Here is a 23,394-nt window from a genome sequence, read left to right on the forward strand (position 1 = left end):
TATCGACGTATCGACGCCGGCAGCGCTGCTCGACCGGACAGTTCGCCAGGATCCTTCTCGACGCGTGATTCGCCATGGTCAACAAGATGCACTTGCCTGAGAAGACATGCGAGACCTGCGGCTTGCCTTTCAGCTGGAGAAAGAAATGGAAAGCCGCGTGGGACGAAGTCCGATATTGCTCCGAGCGTTGCCGTCGGAATCGGCGGCCGCGTTCCAGCATGAAAACAAACGCTGCACGTCGGTGACTTCGCGTTGATGAGCCGGTCGCGAGCAGCGCGCGGGCCTGGATAGCGCTTCGCTTGAGCCGAGACGGAATGCTCGCCCCTGTTTCGGGCAACCGGGATCGATCGGCACCGGTGCGCGCAGGCGCGCTCGCGAGAGCGCCCCCCTTCCTCGCGGCCGTCTGGATTGCTGCATGCCCGGTTGCCTTCAGACTATTCACTCCGGCCTGTCCCCGTTGCCCGACGCTTGCGTGAACGCCCGGTCATGTTCGTTGGCGCGAGCGGCCGCAGGCCGGATCACGTAGTATCGACTCACAAATGTGAGACACGATCGATTCTTGCATCGAAATCGCTTGCCTTCCTGCGTACTTCCTGGTCCATCTTGACCAATCTTGGTCAGCATCCCATTGACCCCGAAAGTCGTTTCGCATGCACTACAGACACGCAATACGCTTATAAAAATGAGCGTTCACGTGGTGAAAACGCAATTTCCCGATGCTGACGTGGGACCTAACGCACAAACTCTCGGTACAAATTATTTAATGAATCACTTTTCCGCTTCACTTTCCGGAAAATTTGCATACAATCCAGCTGTGACGCATGAATCGACCGAGGGAGGCCCCGTGCCAACACGCAATCACGACATCAAGCCGCGCCGGCTTCCGGCGTGTCCGGCTTCAATGGTGGTGCGCGTGTCCGTCGCCCCGGCACGCAGACCGTCACACTACGCCGGTGCGGCGCCCGACCGGCCGATTGCAGCGCGCTTGCGAGTCGCTGCGCTGCAGCGCGGCCAACGCTGCCGGCACCGCTCGCCACAGGTGACCGACCGGTGCGCAAGCGCCAGCCCGAATGGCGCACTGCCCGAACGGCAATCGAACCCCGTCGCGGCTCGTGCATGTCCGACGCTGCTCGTCACCGGCGGCCTGACCGCCTCCGACGAAACGATCGAGCAAGCCGGCCTGCACGTCAGCGAGCGCGTCGAATCGGTGTCGCGGGCGCTACGACAGCCCGGCCAGGCCGTCGACGCGCTGATCGCGGAGGTTTCGTCGTTGCAGATGACTCTGGCAATTCAATTCGTGTCGCTGGCCCAGGCGCGCCGTGTCCGCGCGGCCGCGATCATCTATGAGTACGGCAGCGTGCAGGCCCTCGCGTTGATCCGCCTTGCAGGGTTCCACCTGTTTCACTCGGTCGGCGGCCGCATCGACCACACATTCGTCCTGACCACGTTGCAACAATCCGCCGCCGTCATGCTCGCAGCCACGCCGACAGCGAACGACCCCGTGGTGCGGTTCCGCCGGGACGTTGGCGGCTGGGCCCCGGCAACGCCAGTGGGTCAGTCGTGCGGGATCCGGGCCGGATGTCCGGTGACGTTGCCGGACCGCCATGCACGCCCGCGCACGCGCCGGTGAGCGTCATCCGGTCGGCGCGTCGCCGAAATAGCGGCGGCGTTCGCCCGATTTTTACGCAACGAATACAGGCAAACCATCGCATCGCCTCAGTCGCGATCCATCGCATCCCCCTAACCTCGAGAAACGAACCGAAATGGGCAATCTGATCGACGCTCCCGAGCACACCTTGACTGCGATCGACGAGGGCATTCCTCTGTCGCACATCATCCGTCGTCGGCTCGAGAACGCGGGCGTGCGCTTCCATGCAAACGACAACATCGCCGCGCACCTGCGCGACGGCGAACTGGAGGCGTTGCAGAACGAAGTTGCGCAGGGAATGGAAGCGGTGCTTCGCTCGCTTGTGATCGACGTCGACAACGACCACAACACCCGGGAAACCTCGCGGCGCGTCGCGAAGATGTTCATCCGCGAGGTGTTCGCGGGCCGCTACGACGCGGCGCCGTCGGTCACCGAATTTCCGAACGTCGAGCGGCTGGACGAGCTGCTGATCGTCGGGCCGCTGCGCGTGCGCAGCGCCTGCTCGCATCATCTCTGCCCGATCATGGGCCGCATCTGGATCGGCGTGCTGCCGAGCGCCGCGTCGAATCTGATCGGCCTGTCGAAGTACGGAAGGCTCGTGAACTGGGTCATGACGCGCCCGCAGATCCAGGAAGAAGCGGTCAAGCAGATCGCCGATCTCCTCGAATCGCGCATCTCGCCCGACGGGCTTGCCGTCGTACTCGAGGCCGAGCACTTCTGCATGCATTGGCGCGGCACCAAGGACGACCAGGCAAGAATGACCAACAGCGTGATGCGCGGGAAATTTCTCGCGGACGCATCGCTTCGCCGAGAGTTTCTCGCCTTGTTGTCCGGAAAGAATGCGTAATGCGCGCGACAGGCATTCGCGACGAATGCGACGGCACCGTGCCCGGCCATGAGCCGCGCCTGCTCGTCACCGCGGGCGCGCAACAGCAGGAAGCGCAAAGCCATACGGAGTTCCCGATGAACTGCTCGCACGATTCGCTCCGCCCGTCGTCCGGCCAGGGTCGATCGACGAAGCCGCATTCAGGCAGGCAGCAACGCCGGGACGCGTCCCGCGCGAGGTCGCGCCCGGGCGGCAGAACCGAATTCACCGCCGATGCGGTCGTTCAGCCCGACGAAGCACCTGACGCGCATGCGGAACTCGACCAATTGCTGTCTCGCGTCGCCGCCGGCGACGAGCACGCGTTCGCGCAGCTGTATCGATTGACGGCGGCGCGGCTGTACGGCGTGATCGTCCGGATGATCCGCGACGGCCACGAAGCGGAAGACCTGCTTCAGGACGTGTTCACGACGGCGTGGCGTCGCGCCGATTCATTCGACGCCGGACGCGGCACGGCAATGACATGGCTGATGACGCTCGCACGCAATCGGACCATCGACCGGATCAGGCAACACCGCGAGCTTCCGCTCGACGACGAACTGGCGCTGTCGATCCCCGACGAAAACCCGACACCCGACCTCGGCGCTCAGGCGAGCCAGGAGCGCCTGCGTCTGGAGCGCGGGCTCGCGCATCTGGGCGAACGGCAGGCGTATGTGCTGCGGGAAGCGTTTCATGGCGGCGCGTCGTATGCGGAGCTGGCCGAACGCATGCAGGTGCCGCTCGGCACGATGAAGAGCTGGATTCGCCGCAGCCTGATGCGACTCAGGATGTATCTCGAGCAATGAGCACGCGAATCGCTTCGCGGTTCGAGCAGAGATCATTGGCGATCCGAAGCGAAGGGTGCATCCACACCGCACATGCATGCTTCGCACGCTCCGTTTTCGACGGCGGCGGCAGATGACGGAACTGCCTACAGCGATTCGATATTCCGCACCACGCTGTCCGCCTGCATGCGAATCGCTTCGAGCGCCTCGTCATCAAAGCGCGCGAGCTGCCGATAGACCATTCCAATCCGATTGTTGTGCTGCAGCGCGCCGCGGTGCCGGTCGAAAAAGTCCCAGTACAGCGCGTTGAACGGGCATGCGCGCGCGCCGGTTCGAGCATTGCGGTCGTACGCGCAGCCCTTGCAGTAATTGCTCATCCGATGGATGTACGCGGCGCTGGAAACGCAGGGCTTGGTCGCCATTGCCCCGCCGTCGGCGTATTGACTCATGCCGAGCGTGTTCGGCATCTCGACCCATTCGAACGCATCGATATAGACACCGAGGTACCACTCATGCACGTCGTGCGGATCCAGCCCGGCCAGCAGCGCAAAGTTGCCGATCACCATCAGCCGCAGGATGTGATGCGCATGCGCGTCTTCGAGCGACTGCCGCAGCGCATGCGACATGCAGGCCATTCGCGTGCGGCCATCCCAGAACCAATGCGGCAACGGGCGGCGATGACCGAACGCATTGCTGTTTTCATAGCCCGGCATGCGTGCCCAGTACACGCCTCGCACGAACTCGCGCCAGCCCAGTATCTGCCGGATGAATCCTTCGACCGCGGCAAGCGGCGCCGCGCCGCTGTGATACGCGTGCTCGGCCCGCGCGACGACCTCGCGCGGATTCAACATTTTCACATTGAGCGCGAACGACAGCATCGAGTGGAACAGGCGCCGCGCGCTCCCGTGCATCGCGTCCTGGAACTGCCCGAAAAACGGCAGTGCGTGCCGGATGAAGGCGTCGAGGCACGCGAGCGCTTCGGCTCGATCGACGGGCCAGCGAAAGTCGCCGGCCGACGGCTCCCCGAAGCTGCGCACGCCCGCCGCAACGATCTGTTGCCACAGCACGCGATGATCGTGATGCGGACGCCAGTCGGCCGGTTCCGCGGGCGAGCCGGACCATGCCTGGCGGTTTTCGGCATCGTAGTTCCACTGCCCGCCCGCCGGCCGCCCTTCCCCGTCGAGCAATACGCGGTGCCGCACGCGCATGCTCCGGTAGAAGCGATCCATGATCCATGATCGGCCCGTTCCGAGCACATGCCCGACCTCGTCTCGCGTCGTATGGAAATGACCGGTATCGACCGCGCGAACCGGCACGCTCGCCGATGCCGCATAGGCGTTCAGCTGCTGGTCGACACGCCATTCGTCGGGCAGCAGATACTCGATGCACGCTGCGCCGTGAAGCTCGGCGACGCTGTCCAGGTTGGCGGGAATGGCCTGACGATTGAGCGGGTCGTCGATCTCGATGTAGTGCACGCGATGGCCCGCATCGCGCAACAGCGTCGCGAAGCGACGCATCGCCGCAAAGATCGCAATCAGCTTCTGAGCATGATGGAGCGTGTAGTCGGTTTCCTGCCGAACTTCCATCAGCACGTAGATCGTTTCGGCCCGGACATCGGAAAACCAATGATGATTCGGGTCCAGCTGATCCCCGAGGACAAGCCTTAAAGTCTTCATGGAACGCTTCGCGATTGACGATCGCCGCCTGGGTTGTCGAGACACCTGCGCGTCGAACGAAACACCTTGCCCCTCCGTACGCGCGGCACCGCGCACGCCTGACCAACCTCGCGACACCGAGCGGTACCGCTTCGAAGCATTCTAGCCGGCTCGCGCTTCGCGAACCACCTTTCCTGACGGAAATCCGCATGTTGAATCACTTTCCTGCTTCGTATTTCACGCAAACTGCGTACAATCCTGAGACAACAGTACGTCGACTTCAGGAGAGCAACGATGCCCCCTCGTAAGGATCGCGATACGCCCCATCGCTATCGCAGCGGCGAGGCCGCGCGCCTGGCGCGCATGCCGGCAGCCACGCTGAGAATCTGGGAAAGGCGCTATGGCGTGGTTGCGCCGCCCAAAACGCCGTCCGGACAACGGCTGTACTCGGACGACGACGTCCAGCGAATTCGATTGCTGAAAACGCTCGTCAATCAGGGCCACGCGATCGGCTCGATCGCCAGCCTGAGCCGCGAGGAACTCGAGGCGTTGTCGTTGACGAATACGCGTGACCCGGCGTTTCACGAGGCAAGTGTGAGCCTCGCGGTCGTCGGCGCGCTTTCGATTCCGGAATCCGCGATAGAGCGAATGGGAATCCGGATCGCCGCGCGAATCGACTCGCTCGACGACACGAGCGCGCATGCGGGTACGTCAGTCGATGCCCTCATCGCGACGACCACGTCGCTCCATGAGGATGTCGTTTCGCAGCTCGCTGCCGTGGCGCAACAGCTCAACGCGCACGCCGTGGCCGTCGTATACGGGTTCGGCACGGCAGAGGCGGTCGAGCTGGCGCGTCTGTCGGGGTTCGAGCTGTTCCGGTCGACGGAAGGCCAGACCAACCCGATATCGATCATTTCGAAACTGGCGCAAGCCGTCGTCAAGTCGCGCCAATCGAATGACGCGGATCGCGGGCTCTGGCTGCGCACGCGGCGACGCTTCGACGAGGCGACGCTCGCGTCGCTCAGCGGCCTGTCCACCACCGTCAAATGCGAGTGTCCGCGTCATCTCTCCGAATTGATCATGCAGCTCAGTGCGTTCGAGCGATACAGCGACGAATGCGTGTCGCGATCGCCGGCCGATGCGCTGCTGCACCGCCACCTTGGAGACGCAGCGAACCGGGCAGCCGAATTGCTCGAAACGGCGCTTGCCGTCATTCTTCGCGAAGAGGGATTGGGCGGGTCGACGCCGGAACTGAAGGCGCTGTAGCGCGGCACACGCCGCCGGCTGTTCCGACCTGCCCACGACGGCAGGTGGCGATGCTCTTTCGCGTGCAATGCAGGGCTTGCATCGATCACTGAGCCGAAACCGAAGAACGAGGCGCTGCGGCAGGCGACGTCGGCGGCCTGCCCGTGGTTCCACCATTGGACGCCTTCGCGACGCCATCCACGAACGCGGAGAGATCGTCGAGCACTGACGCCATCCCTCGCAACGGCGCGCCCAGAACACCGACGATCGATGCATGGCTCACGTTCCCGTAACGCATGACCACGACGGTGTCGCCCATCTCTTGCAATGCTCGCGCGAAGCGGGTCGTGTTGCCGGGCTCGACCACGGTGTCGTTCTCCGCGGTGGCCAGCCACATCGGCGGCTCCGTACCCTGAATGAACCGAATTGGCTGGCTCACGGCACGCACTTCCTGCGGGAATATCCTTTCAAGCGTGGTATCGCGCAGCGGCAGGAAATCATAAGCCCCGGCCAGGCCAATCACGCCGGCGATATCGCTCTTCCGCATCGCCTGTGCCGCCAGATAGCGGCCGTCGGTCGCAAGCAATGCGGCAATCTGCGCACCCGCGGAATGCCCCATCAGAAACAGGCGACGTGGATCGCCGCCGAACGCAACCGCGTGCTCGCGTGCCCACGCGACCGCCTGCGCCGCATCGTCGACGAAACCGGGAAAGGTAGTCGCCGGATACGTCCTGTAGTCGGGTAAGACGGCAACAAAACCCCTCGACGCGAGCGCCTCGCCCACGAACAGATAGTCCTTGCGCTCGCCGGACTGCCAGCTTCCGCCGTAAAGGAACACGACCACAGGGGCGCCCGCGCTCGCATCGGCCGGCCAGTGATGCAAGACGCGCGTGGGCAAGTAGACGTCGAGCACCTGGCGTTCGCCGGATCCGTACGGGATACCTGCGAAAAGACTGAACGTGTAGCTCGGCGTCAGCGCATTCAGGAGCCGCACCGGGCTGCACGCGGAGAGGAGACCGGCCGCGAGCAGCACCGACAGGACGACGAGTCCGGCTTTCATGTTCATGGAGATCCCCATACCTGACGATTCCGGCCGCATCCGCCGCCTGGTGTGTGGTTTACGGCGCTTGCGCGCAAGCGGATGCATGCATCGCATGGCAGCCGCTCCCCCTTAACGGCATCCAGGTCTTCCGTACGCAAGTGCATCCGTCCGCAACGGAGAGTCGTATGTGGAAGGGAGTTGTGAACAACGCGGAATGCCGACCACCGATCGCTGCCAAGCAAACGTCCGGTGGCGAGTCCGCTAGTCGACGATAGTGAGAGCCGTCTGCCATGAACGTTCTACCTTCCACTTACCCCGAGATGCAACGTCGACATGGCGGCGCGGCGAGCATGCCGTTACCGATCCCGCGCGAGCGATCATGAGAAGCGCGCCGAATCAACTGACGTCGAGCACGCGAAAGTCCGGTACCGCTCGCGTGTACGTCTATCTCGCGACGACCCAGACAGGATGGCTGGTATGCGTGATGACTGCCGCATCGCATCACGCGGCGTGGGGCGTCACCTACGCGCTGATCGCGACAGCCGGCCATCTTCTCTTCGCGCGTCGGCCAGCATCCGAGGCGCGGATTGTCATCACGGTCACGGTGTCCGGATGGTTATGGGACAGCACCGTTGCACATTCCGGCCTGCTCGTGTACCCGAACGGCGTTCTTCTCAAAGGCACAGCGCCGTACTGGCTCGCGGGGCTGTGGGCGCTGTTCGCGATTCAACTCAATACCTTGCTGCACTGGCTTCGGGCGCGACCGCTCATCTCGGCGCTCGTCGGTGCATTCGCAGGCCCCGCATCCTTTCGCGCAGGTGCGGCGCTGGGGGCCGTTCATTTCACCGATCCGGCTGCAGCGCTCGCCGTTCTCGCAACCGGCTGGGCGTTCATCTTGCCGGCCGCGCTTGCGATTGCAAGCCATTGGGATGGCGTAACGCCCCCTTCTCCTCCGCCAATCGGCGCAGGCGACATGAATGACGCCCGCGCCGGATAGAGCCGGAAGCGTCGCAAGCCAGCTTTATCTCCGATCCCGTTCAAATTGCCAACGTACCTTCTCGGGCACCACACATGACAAGCTCCGAACTGCCTTATGAATCCCGCCCCGTTATCGTATGGTTTCGGGATGACCAACGACTCAGCGACAATCCCGCACTCTCTCATGCGGTCAGCACCGGCCATCCTGTTGTTTGCGTCTACGTCTACGACCCTGCCCCGACGCTCGGGCGTCCCATGGGAGGCGCGCAAAAGTGGTGGCTGCACGAGTCGTTGAAAAAACTCGACGGCTCGCTTTCCGCTCTCGGCGGCTCGCTGCTCGTGCTTCGCGGTAACGAACACGAAGCCATCAGGCACCTCGCCGTCGAAACCCGGGCGGCAATGGTTTGCTGGAATCGCCGCTACTCGAAAGCGCAAACGGAAATGGATGCATCGATCAAGAAAGACCTGATCGCGCGCGGCATCGACGTGTCGACATTCAATGGCCACCTTTTGCGGGAACCCTGGACAGTGGCCACGCGCGAAGGCTTGCCGTTCCAGGTATTCAGCGCTTACTGGAAAGCCGCTCGCCGCGACAATTTTTTCCCGCCGTGCCCGCTGTCGGCGCCCGCTCGGGTCACGTTCTTTCCCGTCTCCAAGAACATCAGCGCACACGTCCGTACGCTTCCTGAACTTGCACTGCAGCCCTCGACGCCAGACTGGGCGGAGGGTCTGCGTGCGACCTGGCGATGCGGCGAGGAAGCGGCCGGGCATCAACTCGAGGCCTTCATTGAAAACTCGTTTTCCGATTATGCCGGCGCTCGAGATTTTCCGGCCGCTCGAGCGACGAGCCGGCTTTCTCCCTATCTTCGCTTTGGAAATATCTCGGCCCGGCAGGTGTGGTACGCAACGTTATCAGCGGTAGACACCCTGCGAAGCAGGCGAGTTGTTCGCATTGACGATGCCAAAAATGAGTCGTTGAGCAAGTTCTTCAGTGAACTCGGATGGAGAGAATTCTCGTATTACCTGCTCTATCACTGCAAACCCCTTCATCAGTTCAATTTTCGGCGTCAGTTTGACGCCATGCCGTGGCGCACCGATGCCAAGGCGCTTCGCGCGTGGCAAACGGGGAAAACAGGATATCCGCTGGTAGACGCCGGCATGCGCGAGCTTTGGTACACGGGCTGGATGCACAACCGCGTGCGCATGGTGACAGCGTCATTTCTCACCAAGCACTTGCTGATCGACTGGCGCGAGGGCGAAGCATGGTTCTGGGATACGCTGGTTGATGCGGACGAGGCAAGCAATCCCGCCGGGTGGCAATGGGTGTCAGGAAGCGGCGCCGACGCAGCCCCGTATTTTCGAATCTTCAATCCTGTTTTGCAGGGGAAAAAGTTCGACCCGAGAGGCGAATACACGCGGCGGTGGGTGCCCGAACTATCTGCACTCCCCGCCGAAACGGTCCACAGCCCATGGACCGCTTCCGCTGAAGCGCTGCAAGAAGCATCCATCGCACTCGGCGCAAGTTATCCCTTTCCGATCGTGGATCACCAGGATGCACGCGCGCGAGCCCTCAGTTCGGTAGATATCCTGAATACACAGAACCAAATGAAGTGACCCTCGATTGCCATCCGGAATCGAATCACGAATCGCCGATTGAAACGTTCGGGCTCGACCGTGCGACGGGGGCGCCCCGACGACATACCGAGAACGACGTGACGTGCGAGCGCGCCCGGCCTGCTTCCGCACATCACGCCTTCCTCCAGGTACAGGCTGAAGTATCAGGGCATCAGCACGGAGTCGACCACGTGAATCACGCCATTGGACTGCATGACATCGCCGATCGTGACGTGCGCGACATTGCCCTTGTCGTCGGTGACGGCTAGTCCGTTCGGGCCATGGCTGACGATCAGGGAATCGCCTTCGACCGTCTTCAGCGTTGCCTTGCCGCCGCCTTGCTCGACCGCCCTGGCAAGGTCGAATGCCGTGAGTCGTCCGGATACAACGTGATACGTCAACACCTTGACGAGCACAGCCTTGTTCTCCCGCTTCAATAACGTCTGCACCGTGCCGGCCGGCAACGCGGCGAATGCTTCGTTGGTCGGTGCAAATACCGTGAAGGGCCCCTTGCTCGACAATGTGTCGACCAGCCCACCCGCCTTGACCGCTGCGACCAGCGTCGTGTGGTCATGAGAATTCATCGCGTTTTCGACGATGTTCCTCGACGGGTACATCGCGGCGCCACCCACCTCGACCGTCTGCTCCATCGACATGGATCCTGCCTCGGTGGCCGGCGCGTACATGCACGTTGCGAATGCAAGGGCGAGCGCCACGCCACCCAGTTTTGCTTTGCTGAAAGATTTCATTTTAGTACTCCGCAAAATTGCCGCCGTGGTTGGAAGCAATCGGAGATACGAGTCGAGCCGCGCAGCGGATGCAAGGTCGAACACTTCATCGCGGACAGATCTGCGATCCAGGGCATCTCAAGGGTGTCGAAAACCTTGCCCATCTTCAATCGCCACTGCATCCGTTCTCGCTCGGCCACCGTATCTGCGTATGTCATCCAGCCAAGGTGCTCGGTGTCCCACCTCGGGAAATGGCGTCGCGATGGCATTCAGAGGAGACAACTCATGAAGCTTTTCATCGGTATCGTCGTTGCCGCAGCGGCGCCGTTCGCGCTCAGCGCTTGCGGAGGCGGAGATGACATTGCTCCCGTGGCAGCACAACATCCGGAGAATCTGGCCATCTGGACCGCGCTCGGCGGTGATTCGGCTGCCCCCGGCGTAGTGGCCGGCGTGGTCAATGCGGCTGTCGCAGGCCTTTTGGCGGACCCGGTCGAAGCGCCCTATTTTGCGGCCGTATCAGGTAATGCGAGCCACAGCAGTGCAGCCCATGACACCCCCGCACGGCTTGAAGCATGTCTCACGTTGCAGTTTGAATCGCTCCTCGGCGGTCCGTACACCTACCCTGGCCCCGTCAAGGTCGCCGGAGACATCGACTCCCAACCGGAGATGTGCCAAGACATGACGACTGCCCATAACGACGTCGGCGTTCCAGGCTGCGTGTTCGACCAGTTCATGGTGGATCTCGTCGCGACGCTGCAAAGCAAGCTCTCGGCCGCGGACTTTGCCGCACTGACGTCGACGACGAATGGAACGTACACGCTTACCGAGAAAAACTCAGCCGGCATCCCGGTCGGCACAAAATTCCAGTTCAGTGCGGTACCCACCCTCTTCAACCTGCGTAATACCATCATCAGCGCCACACCCGGCGGCCCCGTGTATCTTCCCCCGACGGTTGCATCATCATGTACGGGCTGACGGCGGTGCGAAGGACCCCAGTGATCGCGTGGGTCGCTGCGGCACTCTCCGTGAGTGTTGCCGGGATCGGCTGGTTGCACACGACGCAAGGGCGACGGCTCCTCACCGAGCTTGGCGTGAAGTGTCCAGTTGATTCCGTCGATTCCCGAACGGTGCTGTCGATTCGCAACAAAGCGATTTTGCAGGAGAGAGGTGTATCAGCGGCCGCCCACCGTCCTGCGTTTGGCCTGCAGCTCGATCGCAGTACGGAAGCAGAAGTGCTGGAAAGAATGTCGCGATACAAGGCGCAGTGCCTCGAATTGTCCCGAGGCTTGCGCTACCTGCGCTGTCGAGGCGTGCCTGCAGAAACGCTCGGCTCGAATGGACCACCCGTGAGCGAAATATGGTTCAGTTTCGCGCCGGATCACACGTTGATGGCCATCAATGTGTACCGTCGCGACATGTCCGCAGATGAAACACGACGGAGCTGGCAGATCGCCGTCCGGAATCTGCACAATGTGCTCGGAGCGCCAACATCTGTGTCTGGAGATACGACGCTGGAAACGCTTATAGGCAAACCCGTGGCGGTTGCACGGGTGAGCTACGCCTATTCGGATTACGTAGCGACGGTCACCGCATCCCACCTGCCATACGGGGGACTGGCAGTCCGCGAACAGTATATGTCTACCGCGGTCAAGCAAGAAGGGTAAACATTCGGACGAGATGCTCGACCGAGGTCCGGCATCTCGCGAACCGCACCGTTGATGAAGGTCTCCAGGAGTCGGCAAAAGTATCAGTCCGCTTTCCAGCTACGACGACGTCCTAGTTCAGCATCCGCTCGTTAGGAACGTCAATAACGTCGCCTGCGTAAAACGCGGCCCGACGACAAAACGACTCAACTGCTGCGGTTGCTTGTTCGGCCGACTAACCCGCGCTCGCGCGCCCAGACGATCGCCTCGCCGCGGCTGTACACGTCGAGCTTCGCGTAGATCGTCGCGACGTGATTGCGCACGGTGTTCGGCGCGAGCCCGAGACGGCCGGCGATTTCCTTGTTGGTCAGGCCATGGCACAGCAGGTCGAACACGTCGCGCTCGCGCGCGGTCAGGTCCGACGGCTGGGCGCCCGCATCCGGCGCATTCGCGCGCCGCACGTTCGCCAGCTTCTCGATCAGCGTGCGGCTGAACCAGGACGCATCCTGCATCGCCGTTTCGATCGCGTAGACGAGCTCCATCTCGGTACGCTTGCGGTCGCTGATGTCGAGCAGCGCGACGAGCAGGCAGTCGCGCCCGTGAATCGCGACGGGGTCGGACGACACGACGCAATCGCGCACGTCGCCTTCACGCGTGCGGATCCGCACATCGGCGTTGCGCACGTTGCCGTCGCGCGCCAGCCGGTCTTCGATGCGCTGCCACGCGGCGCGTTCGGCCCACAGCCCGATCTCCTCCGCGAATTTGCCGAGCAGGTCGTCCTGCGGATGGCCCGTCATCGCGGCGAACGCGCCGTTCACGTCGAGCAACGGCCGTGACGATCGCGGTGGGGACCGGTGCCATCTGGAACGCCGTCGCGGAGCGTTCCTCGCTCTGCCGCAGTGCACGCTCGGCCTGCTTGCGCGGCTCGAGATCCATGAACGTGAACAGCATGCATGCCTCGTCGTTCATGTCGATCGGCTGCCCGGCGACGACCACGGCCTTCGCGCTGCCGTCCGCCAGTTTCAGCACGGCCTCCATCTGCGGGATCGTCGCGCCTTCGCCGAGCCGCTCGATCGCGAGTTCGCGCCGCTCGGCCTGGTCGAGCACGTCGACCTCGTATACCGAGCGGCCGAGCACGTCTTCATGCACGTGGCCGGTCATGTCGAGAAAGCCCTGGTTGACCTTCACGTAGCACAGGTCGTCGAGCCGGCAGATCACGGCCGGCGCCGGGTTCGCGTTGAAGATGCGCTCGAAGCGCTCCTCGGCGCTCGCCCATTCGGTTGCGTCGTGCACCACGAGCGCGAGGCAGTTCGGTTCGCCGGCGGCGTTCGTCAGCACGAGGCTGCGGATGCGGTGGACCTAGCTCACGCTTTCGTCGGAGGCCGATTCGATTTCGACCGGCACGTCGCTGAACTCCTCGCCCGCGATCACGCGATCCATCGGATTTCCCAGGGCGGTTCAGGTGCAACTGGCGGCGGTCGGGATACGACTTCAGCGCCTGTTCGTTGTCCAGTTCGTTCATCGGTTCCTTGTCTATTTCGTCCCGTCATCTTGATGGCTTGATCCACCATCTTCGATGTGGCCATGTCAGAAGACGCTCTTTTGTTCGGCAACGAAAGGTAGATACTAACCCATTGTTTTATATGAATAGTTATTTGGGGCCGCAAGGCAAGGTCTTGTCAGGCTTAAAGGCGTCCAACTGGAAAAACGCGCGGGAATCAAAGGCACCCCCGCTTGCGCGGCATCGTCGACGAAACCGGGAAAGGTGGTTGCCGGATACGTGCGGTAGTCGGGCAGCACCGCGACGAAGCCCCTCGACGCCAGCGCCTCACCCACGAACAGGTAGTCCTTGCGCTCGCCGGACTGCCAGCTTCCTCCGTAAAAGAACACGACGACCGGTACGCCCGCATCCGCATCGGCCGGCCAGTCGTCCATGACGCGCGTCGGCACGTACACGTCGAGCACGTGGCGCTCGCCGGAATCGTACGGAATATCCGCGAACAAACTGAACGTGTATCGCGGCGACAGCCCGTTCAGCAGCCGCGACGGCCGGCACGCGGCGAGCAGTACGACCGCGAGCAGCACCGTCAGCACGGCCAGTCCCACTCTGATGCTCATGCCAATCTCCGTATCCGAAGCTGTCGGGCAAATACGGCCCCTGGTACGAAGCTTTACGGAACATCCGCGAAAGCGGATGCATGCGCGGCGCTGCAGCGGAGCGTCGTGGGTGCGTCGGCGCCACGCCCCAACGTCCGTCCCGCAGGTTACCGGCGCGACGCTGGTGGGTCGCGTCGGTCGAACGCCGCGCGCGCCCGCTTCATCCTTCTGTGGCCTGCATCCGCCGGCAATCCAGCGCCGTATAAAGGATTGGACACAAAAACGCACCCCGGATGCCGACCATCGCTCCCCGCAATGCCATCGCCAGTCAATGGACGGCCGTTTCGGTGATACAGGGCCGTCGGCCATGGACGTAGGGCCCACCGCTGCTCGCGCGGTACGACACGCGCTGCGCGCCGCGACCGGTTTCGTACGCGGTCGAGCGTGCCGCGGCATTGCGCCTGACGTGTGCACAACTACCGACGATGCAGGCGGCCGGCCGGATCAGCATCGCGATATCGAGGGCTCGCTAACGATCATGACCCGTAAGCCAAATCGAGGACCGTCGAGCATGCGTACACCGGGCTCCGCTCGAATGTACGTATATCTCGCGACGACCCAACTGGGCTGGCTGGTCTGCGTGATGGCGGCCGCATCGCACCGCGCCGCGTGGGGCTTCGCGTATGCGCTGTTCGCGACGGCGGGTCATCTGCTGTACGCGGGTCGACCGTCACGCGAGGCGCGGCTCGTGATCGTGGTCACGGTATCCGGATGGTTGTGGGACAGCGCCGTTGCCCATTCCGGCCTGCTCGCGTACCCGAATGGCGTGCTGCTGCCGGGTACGGCGCCGTACTGGCTTGCCGGATTGTGGGCGCTCTTCGCGATCCAGCTGAATACGCTGCTGCGCTGGCTCAAGCATCGACCGCTCGTCGCGATACTCGTCGGCGCTCTGGCTGGCCCGGCGTCGTTTCGCGCGGGTGCGGCGCTCGGTGCCGTTCATTTCAGGGATCCGGTCGCGGCGCTCGTTGTCCTCGCAACTGGGTGGGCGGTCATCCTGCCCGCCGCCCTTGCACTCGCACGGCGCTGGGACGGCGTGACCGCCGGGCCTGCAGCAGCAAGCGACCGGCACGCGATGCACGACGCACGTTGCGGCTAGATGCAGCAAGCATTCGATTCGAACCGTACGCGACACGCCCGCATCGCCTTCGACTCCGCTCCGGGTCAACTCATGCAATTTCTGACGCAAAGCCCATGACACGCTCCGTACTGCCGCATCAATCCCGCCCCGTCGTCGTATGGTTCCGCGACGATCAACGCCTCGGCGATAACCCCGCGCTGACTCATGCGGTCGGCACCGGTCATCCCGTCGTCTGTGTGTATGTGCACGACCCTGCGCCGAAGTCCGGGCGTGCGATGGGTGGCGCGCAACGGTGGTGGCTGCACGAGTCGCTGAGCAAGCTCGACGATGCACTGTCCGCGCTCGGCGGTTCGCTGATCGTGCTGCGCGGCAACGCGCAGGAAGCCATCACGAATTTCGCCCTCGCGATCCAGGCCGCCAGAGTCGTGTGGAATCGCCGTTACTCGAAAGCGCACACCGACATCGATGCATCCATCAAGAAAAGCCTGAGCGAGCGCGGAATCGTCGTGTCGACGTTCAATGGCCACCTGTTGCGCGAACCCTGGACGGTGACCACTCGCGAGGGCTTGCCGTTTCAGGTGTTCAGTGCGTACTGGCGCGCCGCGTGTCGCGACGAAGCGTGTCCGCCGGCTCCGCTGGCGGCCCCGTCGCAGATCGCGTTTTTCCCGGTTCCCGAACGCGTCACGCCACATGTCAGCTCGCTTCGCGAGCTCGCGCTGCAAGCGACGGCGCCCGACTGGGCGGGCGGGCTGCGTCTGACCTGGCGCTGCGGTGAGCAAGCCGCGCGACAGCGGCTCGACGCGTTCCTGGAAGAAGCACTTCGCGACTACGCCGACATGCGTGATTTCCCGGCCGCTCACGCGACGAGCCGGCTCTCGCCCTATCTGCGCTTCGGCAACATATCGGTTCGGCAGGTCTGGTATGCGGCGCAATTGACGGCAAACACGAAGTACGGCACGCGCACGCCCCTCACCAAATTCCTCAGCGAGATCGGATGGCGGGAATTCTCGTATCACCTGCTCTATCACTTCCCGCCGCTGCACCAGGTCAATTTCCGGCGTCAGTTCGATTCGATGCCGTGGCGCGACGACCCGCAGGCGCTGCGCAAATGGCAAACGGGGCACACGGGCCGGAATTTTCCAACTAAGGCCGGGACGGAAATTGGGCCAGCCTCACCCGTCGCTTCTCGACACAGCCAATGCAGACTGTGCCGTTAGCCAGCCCATGAAGCTCCTTATTTCCGGATTTGCCACGCTTTCCTCACGGCAAAGGCAGTGATAGTTGCGTGCCGAAGCAACTTTCAGCGAAACGGGCTGTACTAGGCGACCGTCGTCGAGATCTCGGGCTGAGATGACTTCGTCGCTCAATGCGATCCCATATCCGTCGCGCGCAGCCTGGAGCACGATACCAAAGTCGTCGAAGTAGACATCGGATTCTGCTGGGTAGGAAACGCCCGCAGCCAACAGCCATTGTCGCCATTGCGTCCCATCATCTTCATGTAGTAAACGATGGTGAACTATATCCGAAGGCTTGCGGATCGCATGTGGCCCTCGCAAGAGCTGCGGACTGCATACCGGTGTCATCTCTACCCCATGCATCGGTTGGGACCAGAAACCGCGCCAGGGCGGATTGCCATACACCACGGCTACGTCAGTCCGGCGCCAGTCGACAACATTCGGCGCGCGGATCGTCAGCACATGAAGCTTGATGTGCCGATTCTCCGCCATGAATTCAAATAGGCGCGTTGCCAGCCAACACACTCCAAATGTGGGTGGAATCGAGATGGTCAGGCTTACTGCGGGCGGGCTTTCTCCCGATGCCTGGGCGACCTGTCGAACCCCCTCGGCAATGCCGTCCATTGCAGCTGACACGGCACGATGCAACACGGCGCCATTTGCAGTCAGCGAGAGCCGGCGGCCTCGCCTCTCGAAAAGCTCCGCGCCGATTGCGACCTGAACGTTTCTCAACTGCTGACTTATTGCGCCCGGTGTGACATGCAATTCGGCAGCCGCAGCTCCGACATGCCCAAGGCGGGCAACCGCCTCGAATGCACGAAGTGCGTGAAGTGGCAACGTTGCAGCCGACACGGCGCCTCCAATCGTTTAGTTTGGTTATCGATAATACCGACAAAACTAATGCCTTGTTTAGGAAATTTGACGCGCACATCATGTGCACGACCGACCATCCACCCGCCAGCATACTAGCCGGAGACATCGCGATGAAACACAGCCACAACTCATTTTTACGCCGTACCGCAAGGTGCAGCAGCCTTGCACTTGGAATCGTCTGCGGAATCTCGCAGGCCAGTGCGACTACTGCGCCATCGTTCGTCGACGGGAATACCCTCAACGTCTGTACCGCCGGGGAATTCCCTCCGATGGAGTACTACGCGAAGCCTGGTGACACGACGATGGTTGGCTTTGAAGTAGATGTTGTTACTGAACTTGCCAAGCTCTGGGGCGTAAAACCTAAATTCGTCGTGGTCGACTTCAAGGGGCTTCTCCCATCTCTCGACGCCCACCGGTGCGGCCTCGTCGCCAGCGGTATCATGATCACGCCGGAGCGGACGAAACGGTACGACGGCACAGCGTATTTCAAATCTTCGGTCGTCATGGTCACCGCATCGAACTCGTCGCTCAAGACCCCCGACGATCTCAGTGGACATCTGGTTGCGATTGAGGCTGGAACGACCTACGAAAAGGTTATCGCGGACCTCAATGCTGGATTTGCCAAAAAGGGGCTTCCGCCTGTCTCGATGCAGACCTATCCGTCTTCTTCAGCAGTTATTCAGCAGGTCCTCGTCGGTCGAGCTGCCGCCACGATCACGCAAGACACTTCGGCCGCGTTCCGACTGATGCAGGTCCCGGGCCGCCTGAGCATGCCGTACACCTATCCGCAGGGCGAGTACTACGGCCTCTACATGCGACGGCAGGCCAACGACGTGCAGATGGTCAAGGCGGGCCTTGCCTCGCTTCAGCGGTCCGGCGTGATGCGCACGCTTCTCCGGAAATGGAACCTTCCTGAGGACGCAACCAGCACGTTGAATTCAAACCAGTAAATTGGGGCAGCGTCGTGTTCGATTTCAATCTGTTTACTCAAGCCGTCCTGGGAAAGCCGCTCGCGATCGGCGCGGTCATCACGATCCTGTTGTCGCTCGCGGTCGGTGGGGTGTCGCTGGTGATATCGCTGGGGATGGGTGCTCTCGCTACATCTCACCGCCGAAGCGTGCGCTGGACGATTTCCTCGTACGTGTGGTTCTTTCGCGGAACGCCAGGGTTGCTGGTTTTGCTCGTGATCTGGAACGGGCTGCCTCAACTCATCCCTGCATTTCGTGCGACATGGTTCTCACCGTTTCTTGCCGCATTCATTGCACTCACACTAATCGAGATCGCGTACTTGTCGGAAATTCTACGGAGTGCGTATTCGGCGATCGATCCCGGGCAGCGGGAAGGCGCCGCGGCGCTTGGCATGTCTCGCTCACAGACGTTCCTTCTCGTGATTCTGCCGCAGGCTTTCCGAGTAGCCGTCCCGAATCTAATCAATGAGTTCATCTCATTGGTCAAGTCTACGTCGCTTGCCACGATCATCTCATTGAAGGAGTTGATGACTGTCACCCAGTTCGCCATTGCCACCAGCTTCCAGTTCCTTGAATGGTATGGCGCAGCATTGGTGTACTACCTCGTGATCGTCTCCGCCCTGACTGTGCTACAGCACCGCATCGAACGGCGGCTCTCTCGCGGCATCGCGTCCTCCAAGTCGCCTACGACTGGGCGGCCGGAACCAGTTCCAGGCACGCAGCCGCTCTGAAAACCGGACTACAGACATGACTAAAAATCAGCAAACCGCACCAATTGTCGAACTCCAGAAGGTGTCCAAGTGGTTCGGCGGGGCGCAGGTGCTTCATGACGTCGACCTCTCCGTCGCGGACGGCGAAAAAGTGGTGATATGCGGTCCGTCGGGCTCGGGAAAGTCGACGCTGATTCGTTGCATCAACCATCTCGAGCATCATCAGCAAGGTAGGATTCTTGTGGATGGGGTCGAACTGACTGACCAGACCCGACGCATCGACACCGTCAGACGAGAAGTCGGCATGGTATTCCAGCACTTCAACCTCTTTCCGCACCTCACCGTGCTGGAGAACTGCACGCTGGCAATGCGCTGGGTCAGGGGAATGAGCCGCACTGATGCGGACGAGCTCGCGATGAGCTTCCTCAAGCGCGTCCAACTCTCCCCAAAAGCGTCCTCCTACCCGTCTCAGCTTTCTGGTGGCCAGAAGCAGCGCGTCGCAATTGCAAGAGCGCTTTGTATCAACCCGCGCGTGATGCTGTTTGACGAACCGACATCGGCCCTCGACCCGGAGATGATCAAGGAGGTGCTTGATACGATGGTCGAACTGGCCCGCGACGGGATGACCATGATCTGTGTCACACACGAGCTCGGTTTTGCGAAGAACATCGCCGACCGCGTGGTCTTCATGGACGCAGGTCGAATTGTCGAATCTGGCCCTCCCGGCTCGATATTCTCAGCTCCGACTCACGAGCGAACCAAGCGATTCCTCAGCCAACTTCTTCATTAACATTCGAAAACCATGAGCGATTGGTACCACGCCGAGAAAATCGATGATGAGCTGACGGTCTATACCGAGCCCAACGTTCATCGGTTTTTTCGCGCCAACATCTTTCACCTACGCGGGCGTCAATCGGATCTCGTCGTGGATTTCGGTATGGGAATCCAGCCATTGATGCCGCATCTCACGATAGATCACGGAAAGAAGATCATTGCAGTGGCCACCCATATCCACGCCGATCATGTGGGCGCATTCTACGAATTCGAAACCCGCGTCGGCCATCGAAATGAGGCGACTGCATTCGCGTCGATGGGCGACGAAGACACCGTCGCCGACATCTTCCGTGCTCTGGAGAATCCAGTCACGCGCGTGCCCTACGACGGTTGGCAAGCCGTGGACTACCAGATCAAGCCCGCTCCACTGACGCACGTCGTTGACCAGGGCGATCACATCGATATCGGCGGCTGGGATTTCGAGGTTATTCATTTTCCAGGGCATTCGCACGGCTCTATCGCACTCTTCGATCGAAATCGCAAGGTTATGTTCAGTGGCGATGTGATCTACGACGGGGGCTTGGTTGACGACCTTCCTTGCTCTTGCAAGTCGCTGTACCGCGACACCATGCACCGGTTGCTCGATATGGATCTGGACATTGTCTACGGTGGGCACGGAGCAACGATGACCGGAGAAAGAATGAAGAAAATCGCGTCCATCTATCTCGCGAAATAGCAGAAAAAGCCACTCCACTAAGTTTCCGTCAACTCTAACACTAGATAATATAATGACTAAAAGTAACTTCGCACTCCTATCTGTATTATCGATTGCATTGATTAATGGCGCGAACGCTCAGTCATCGGTGACGTTGTATGGCGCGATCGACGCGGGAATCTTTTACAACTCCAACCAGGGTGGCAGTCATTCGGTTCAGTTCGTCAACTCGGGCACGAGTACCAGCAAATGGGGGCTTACCGGAACGGAGGATATCGGCGGAGGGACCAAGGTAATCTTCAAGCTGCAAAGCTCGTTTTCCCCGTCCAACGGCACTGTGTGGCCGTCGGGACGAGTGTTCGGCGAGTACACCTGGATCGGCCTTACGAACGATCGCGCTGGGACCGTCAAGCTGGGCCGTCAGTTCGACGTCATCGGTCAGTATCTCTGGAATTTCACCGCAGCAGGATACTGGGGTGGTGGATTCTTCGCACACCCGTACGACAACGACAACGTGTGGGGCTCGTTCTTTGTCAACAACGCGGTATCCTACCAAAGCACTTCCTTTGCCGGATTGCAGCTTGGCGGCATGTACGCGTTCAGCAACAAGGCCACAACTGCATCGGGATCGGGTTTTGCGAACAATCGACTGTGGGGCACCGCACTGACGTATGACGGCGGCCACTTCAAGACCGCCATCGTCTACGAGCAGCTCAACAACCCCGGAAACGACGCGCCCGGGACAATGGGTGCAGTGGACATTGACGATGCAAACTTCTCTGGTCGCCGCCAGCAGATCTTCGGTCTAGGGTTGGGCTACGATTTCGACAAGCTTAGCGTGAGTGCAAACGTGACGCGTACCGTGCTTGCGGGACCCACGTCGGAATGGCAAAACCCGCAGTTCACCGGGGCGCCTTCGATGAGCTTCAACAACTACGAACTCGATGCGGTCTATGCCCTGACACCGGCCGTGAGTCTCAAGGGGGCTTATACCTACACCTCTGCCCGGGTGAATGGCAAGGCGCCTCACTGGAACCAGGTCGGGTTTATCGCCGAGTATGCCCTGTCCAAAAGCACCGCGCTGTATTTCGACACCGTTTACCAACGCGTCCATGGTGACGGCAGTGAGTTTTCTCATGCGCAGATCAACATGATGACGCCGGCATCCGGATCGTCCCAGTTGATTGCGGGCGTGGGGATGAAGCATTCATTCTGATGACACTGCTCGAAGTTCGGCCGCACTCGGCCGTCTATCCGTACAATCAAATCCAGGGAGCCATCATGTCCGATTTTACGCCCGCGGGCGAACCTACCGATTTCGACCTCGAGATGATCAGCCTGCGTCGGCATCTTCATTCGTGTCCAGAACTCTCGTACGAGGAATTTTCCACAAGCGAGTTGATAGCATCTCGGCTTGCTGAATGGGGTTATACAATTCATCGCGGGATCGGTAAGACCGGCGTTGTCGGGCAATTGCGTTTGGGTGACGGCAAGCGACGACTTGGTCTGCGTGCAGACATGGATGCACTGCCGATCCACGAACAGACCGGCTTGCCCTACGCCAGCACGGCGCCCGGCAAGATGCATGCGTGTGGACACGACGGACACACCGCGATGCTGCTTTCGGCAGCTGGGCAGCTCGCGAGATCCCGGTCGTTCAACGGCACGCTGAATCTTTTTTTCCAGCCGGCTGAAGAAAGTGGTGCTGGGGCTAAACAAATGCTGGACGATGGCCTACTCGAACGCTTCCCATGCGACGCTGTGTTCGCGATACACAACATGCCGGGCATTCCTGCGGGAAAGTTTGGATTTCTTGCTGGCCCGTTCATGGCGTCCGTTGACGATATGGACATCGTTGTGAATGGTCGTGGCGGTCACGGCGGGCTTCCACACATGGCAATCGACCCTGTGGTCGTCTGTGCGCAAATCGTGCTAGCGTTGCAGACGATCGTATCGCGAGGCGTCGCCCCGCTCGACGTGGCAGTCATTACAGTCGGTGCCATCCATGCAGGTCACGCGCCGAACGTTATCCCAGATTCTGCCGTTATGCGCCTGTCCGTCCGAACGCTCAAGCCGGAAATGCGCTCATTCTTGAAACGTCGTATCACCGATGTCGCCATTGCGCAGGCTGCCGTGTACGGCGCGAGTGCAGAAGTTTGCATCTCTGATGATGGATGCCCGGTGCTCGTCAACGACCACGAAATGACACAGTTCGCGCGGAGAGTAGCATTGGAATGGCGCGGTGAGGACGCGGTCATGGACGCCATCGCACCGCTCACGGGAAGCGAAGACTTCGCCTTTGTGCTCGAAAAGTGTCCAGGTTGCTACCTGCTAGTCGGCAACGGCGATGGCGATGGCGATGGCAACTGCATGGTCCACAACCCGGGTTACGATTTCAACGACGAGATTCTCGCAGTGGGAGCCGGCTACTGGGTGCGCCTCACCGAGCGCTTTCTCAACTGACGGGGGTGCCTGCCGGGCGAGTCGGCAGGCACCGATTTCTCCGGCCTTCTTTACCAACGTCGGAGCTTTAGTCGATCCGATCACGCAACCTAGGCACGCTTAGTTTCTACTTCTGAAACTGGTAGAGAACGGGGGATTACCATCCCATGTCGGGCCTCGACGATTAATCCTTTGTGGCAACACCATCATGTTCAGATGAAAACACGACTGGCACGCGTCAA

21 protein-coding genes and 2 pseudogenes are annotated in these 23,394 nt (G+C 61.3%); 17 read left to right on the top strand and 6 right to left on the bottom strand.

Annotated features, from left to right (window positions below; all coding sequences use genetic code 11):
• The first annotated feature begins 86 nt into the window (after positions 1–86).
• The 4 genes from DIE12_RS30315 (at position 87) to DIE12_RS30330 (ending at position 3,316) form a co-directional block, all read left to right on the top strand.
• Entirely contained in the window at positions 87–245 is a 159-nt protein-coding gene (locus DIE12_RS30315; protein WP_407056673.1) for a DUF2256 domain-containing protein, read from the top strand.
• 518 nt (positions 246–763) lie between these two features.
• On the top strand, positions 764–1,630 hold the full coding sequence (locus DIE12_RS30320) for a hypothetical protein (protein WP_260429053.1): 867 nt from the start codon (positions 764–766) through the stop codon (positions 1,628–1,630).
• 133 nt (positions 1,631–1,763) lie between these two features.
• Positions 1,764–2,495, top strand: coding sequence for a GTP cyclohydrolase I (gene folE, locus DIE12_RS30325; RefSeq protein WP_021157777.1), 732 nt, complete (start codon positions 1,764–1,766; stop codon positions 2,493–2,495).
• A 116-nt stretch (positions 2,496–2,611) separates the two neighbouring features.
• Positions 2,612–3,316 (top strand): sigma-70 family RNA polymerase sigma factor, encoded by a 705-nt coding sequence (locus tag DIE12_RS30330; RefSeq protein ID WP_124523512.1) that lies wholly within the window; start codon positions 2,612–2,614, stop codon positions 3,314–3,316.
• 125 nt (positions 3,317–3,441) lie between these two features.
• On the opposite strand, the gene DIE12_RS30335 is transcribed toward DIE12_RS30330, so the two are convergent.
• The gene (locus DIE12_RS30335) at positions 3,442–4,971 is read right to left on the bottom strand and encodes a cryptochrome/photolyase family protein (protein WP_124523467.1); all 1,530 of its coding nucleotides are present in this window, start codon (positions 4,969–4,971) and stop codon (positions 3,442–3,444) included.
• 273 nt (positions 4,972–5,244) lie between these two features.
• On the opposite strand from DIE12_RS30335, the gene DIE12_RS30340 reads away from it, so the two are divergent.
• Positions 5,245–6,216 carry a MerR family transcriptional regulator gene (locus tag DIE12_RS30340; RefSeq protein WP_124523469.1) on the top strand — a complete coding sequence of 324 codons (972 nt, stop codon included), beginning with the start codon at positions 5,245–5,247 and terminating at the stop codon, positions 6,214–6,216.
• An 85-nt stretch (positions 6,217–6,301) separates the two neighbouring features.
• On the opposite strand, the gene DIE12_RS30345 is transcribed toward DIE12_RS30340, so the two are convergent.
• Positions 6,302–7,261: an alpha/beta hydrolase gene (locus DIE12_RS30345; protein WP_042973677.1), complete on the bottom strand. Its 960-nt coding sequence runs from the start codon at positions 7,259–7,261 to the stop codon at positions 6,302–6,304.
• A gap of 412 nt (positions 7,262–7,673) precedes the next feature.
• On the opposite strand from DIE12_RS30345, the gene DIE12_RS30350 reads away from it, so the two are divergent.
• Both DIE12_RS30350 and DIE12_RS30355 read left to right on the top strand, forming a co-directional pair.
• Complete coding sequence (locus DIE12_RS30350; RefSeq protein WP_063625718.1) at positions 7,674–8,234, top strand: DUF2878 domain-containing protein; 561 nt, start codon at positions 7,674–7,676, stop codon at positions 8,232–8,234.
• A 74-nt stretch (positions 8,235–8,308) separates the two neighbouring features.
• Positions 8,309–9,829, top strand: coding sequence for a deoxyribodipyrimidine photo-lyase (locus DIE12_RS30355; RefSeq protein ID WP_062885745.1), 1,521 nt, complete (start codon positions 8,309–8,311; stop codon positions 9,827–9,829).
• Positions 9,830–9,993: 164 nt separating this feature from the next.
• Here the strand turns inward: DIE12_RS30355 and DIE12_RS30360 are convergent, their stop codons facing one another.
• A complete protein-coding gene (locus DIE12_RS30360; protein ID WP_409364391.1) occupies positions 9,994–10,515 on the bottom strand; it encodes a fasciclin domain-containing protein in 522 nt (173 codons plus the stop codon).
• A gap of 327 nt (positions 10,516–10,842) precedes the next feature.
• On the opposite strand from DIE12_RS30360, the gene DIE12_RS30365 reads away from it, so the two are divergent.
• Both DIE12_RS30365 and DIE12_RS30370 read left to right on the top strand, forming a co-directional pair.
• A complete protein-coding gene (locus DIE12_RS30365) occupies positions 10,843–11,532 on the top strand; it encodes a hypothetical protein (protein ID WP_062885747.1) in 690 nt (229 codons plus the stop codon).
• A complete protein-coding gene (locus DIE12_RS30370) occupies positions 11,520–12,221 on the top strand; it encodes a hypothetical protein (protein WP_124523472.1) in 702 nt (233 codons plus the stop codon). The genes DIE12_RS30365 and DIE12_RS30370 overlap by 13 nt, the downstream gene beginning before the upstream one ends.
• Before the next feature lie 185 nt (positions 12,222–12,406).
• Here the strand turns inward: DIE12_RS30370 and DIE12_RS38970 are convergent.
• Both DIE12_RS38970 and DIE12_RS30380 read right to left on the bottom strand, forming a co-directional pair.
• Positions 12,407–13,643: pseudogene (locus DIE12_RS38970) on the bottom strand (PAS domain S-box protein); the annotation flags it as partial.
• A 183-nt stretch (positions 13,644–13,826) separates the two neighbouring features.
• Positions 13,827–14,318 (bottom strand): alpha/beta hydrolase, encoded by a 492-nt coding sequence (locus tag DIE12_RS30380; protein ID WP_409364390.1) that lies wholly within the window; start codon positions 14,316–14,318, stop codon positions 13,827–13,829.
• 550 nt (positions 14,319–14,868) lie between these two features.
• Between DIE12_RS30380 and DIE12_RS30385 the strand changes: the two genes are divergently transcribed.
• Together DIE12_RS30385 and DIE12_RS30390 are read left to right on the top strand one after the other, a co-directional pair.
• A complete protein-coding gene (locus DIE12_RS30385) occupies positions 14,869–15,453 on the top strand; it encodes a DUF2878 domain-containing protein (protein WP_260429054.1) in 585 nt (194 codons plus the stop codon).
• Between the two features lie 95 nt (positions 15,454–15,548).
• A pseudogene (locus DIE12_RS30390) lies at positions 15,549–16,565 on the top strand (cryptochrome/photolyase family protein); the annotation flags it as partial.
• Positions 16,566–16,607: 42 nt separating this feature from the next.
• Here DIE12_RS30390 and DIE12_RS30395 read toward each other — a convergent pair.
• Entirely contained in the window at positions 16,608–17,522 is a 915-nt protein-coding gene (locus DIE12_RS30395) for a LysR substrate-binding domain-containing protein (RefSeq protein WP_221623856.1), read from the bottom strand.
• A gap of 131 nt (positions 17,523–17,653) precedes the next feature.
• On the opposite strand from DIE12_RS30395, the gene DIE12_RS30400 reads away from it, so the two are divergent.
• The 6 genes from DIE12_RS30400 to DIE12_RS30425 all read left to right on the top strand — a co-directional run bounded on the left by DIE12_RS30400 (position 17,654) and on the right by DIE12_RS30425 (position 23,173).
• On the top strand, positions 17,654–18,493 hold the full coding sequence (locus DIE12_RS30400; protein WP_124523476.1) for a transporter substrate-binding domain-containing protein: 840 nt from the start codon (positions 17,654–17,656) through the stop codon (positions 18,491–18,493).
• A 14-nt stretch (positions 18,494–18,507) separates the two neighbouring features.
• The gene (locus DIE12_RS30405; protein ID WP_124523478.1) at positions 18,508–19,242 is read left to right on the top strand and encodes an amino acid ABC transporter permease; all 735 of its coding nucleotides are present in this window, start codon (positions 18,508–18,510) and stop codon (positions 19,240–19,242) included.
• Between the two features lie 16 nt (positions 19,243–19,258).
• On the top strand, positions 19,259–20,011 hold the full coding sequence (locus DIE12_RS30410; RefSeq protein WP_124523479.1) for an amino acid ABC transporter ATP-binding protein: 753 nt from the start codon (positions 19,259–19,261) through the stop codon (positions 20,009–20,011).
• Positions 20,012–20,023: 12 nt separating this feature from the next.
• Positions 20,024–20,731: an MBL fold metallo-hydrolase gene (locus DIE12_RS30415; protein ID WP_124523481.1), complete on the top strand. Its 708-nt coding sequence runs from the start codon at positions 20,024–20,026 to the stop codon at positions 20,729–20,731.
• Between the two features lie 52 nt (positions 20,732–20,783).
• Positions 20,784–21,926, top strand: coding sequence for a porin (locus tag DIE12_RS30420; RefSeq protein WP_124523483.1), 1,143 nt, complete (start codon positions 20,784–20,786; stop codon positions 21,924–21,926).
• A gap of 65 nt (positions 21,927–21,991) precedes the next feature.
• A complete protein-coding gene (locus tag DIE12_RS30425) occupies positions 21,992–23,173 on the top strand; it encodes a M20 aminoacylase family protein (RefSeq protein WP_124523516.1) in 1,182 nt (393 codons plus the stop codon).
• The last annotated feature ends 221 nt before the right edge of the window (positions 23,174–23,394 follow it).

Source organism: Burkholderia sp. Bp9015 (genome assembly GCF_003853505.1).
In the GTDB taxonomy this organism is placed as follows: domain Bacteria; phylum Pseudomonadota; class Gammaproteobacteria; order Burkholderiales; family Burkholderiaceae; genus Burkholderia.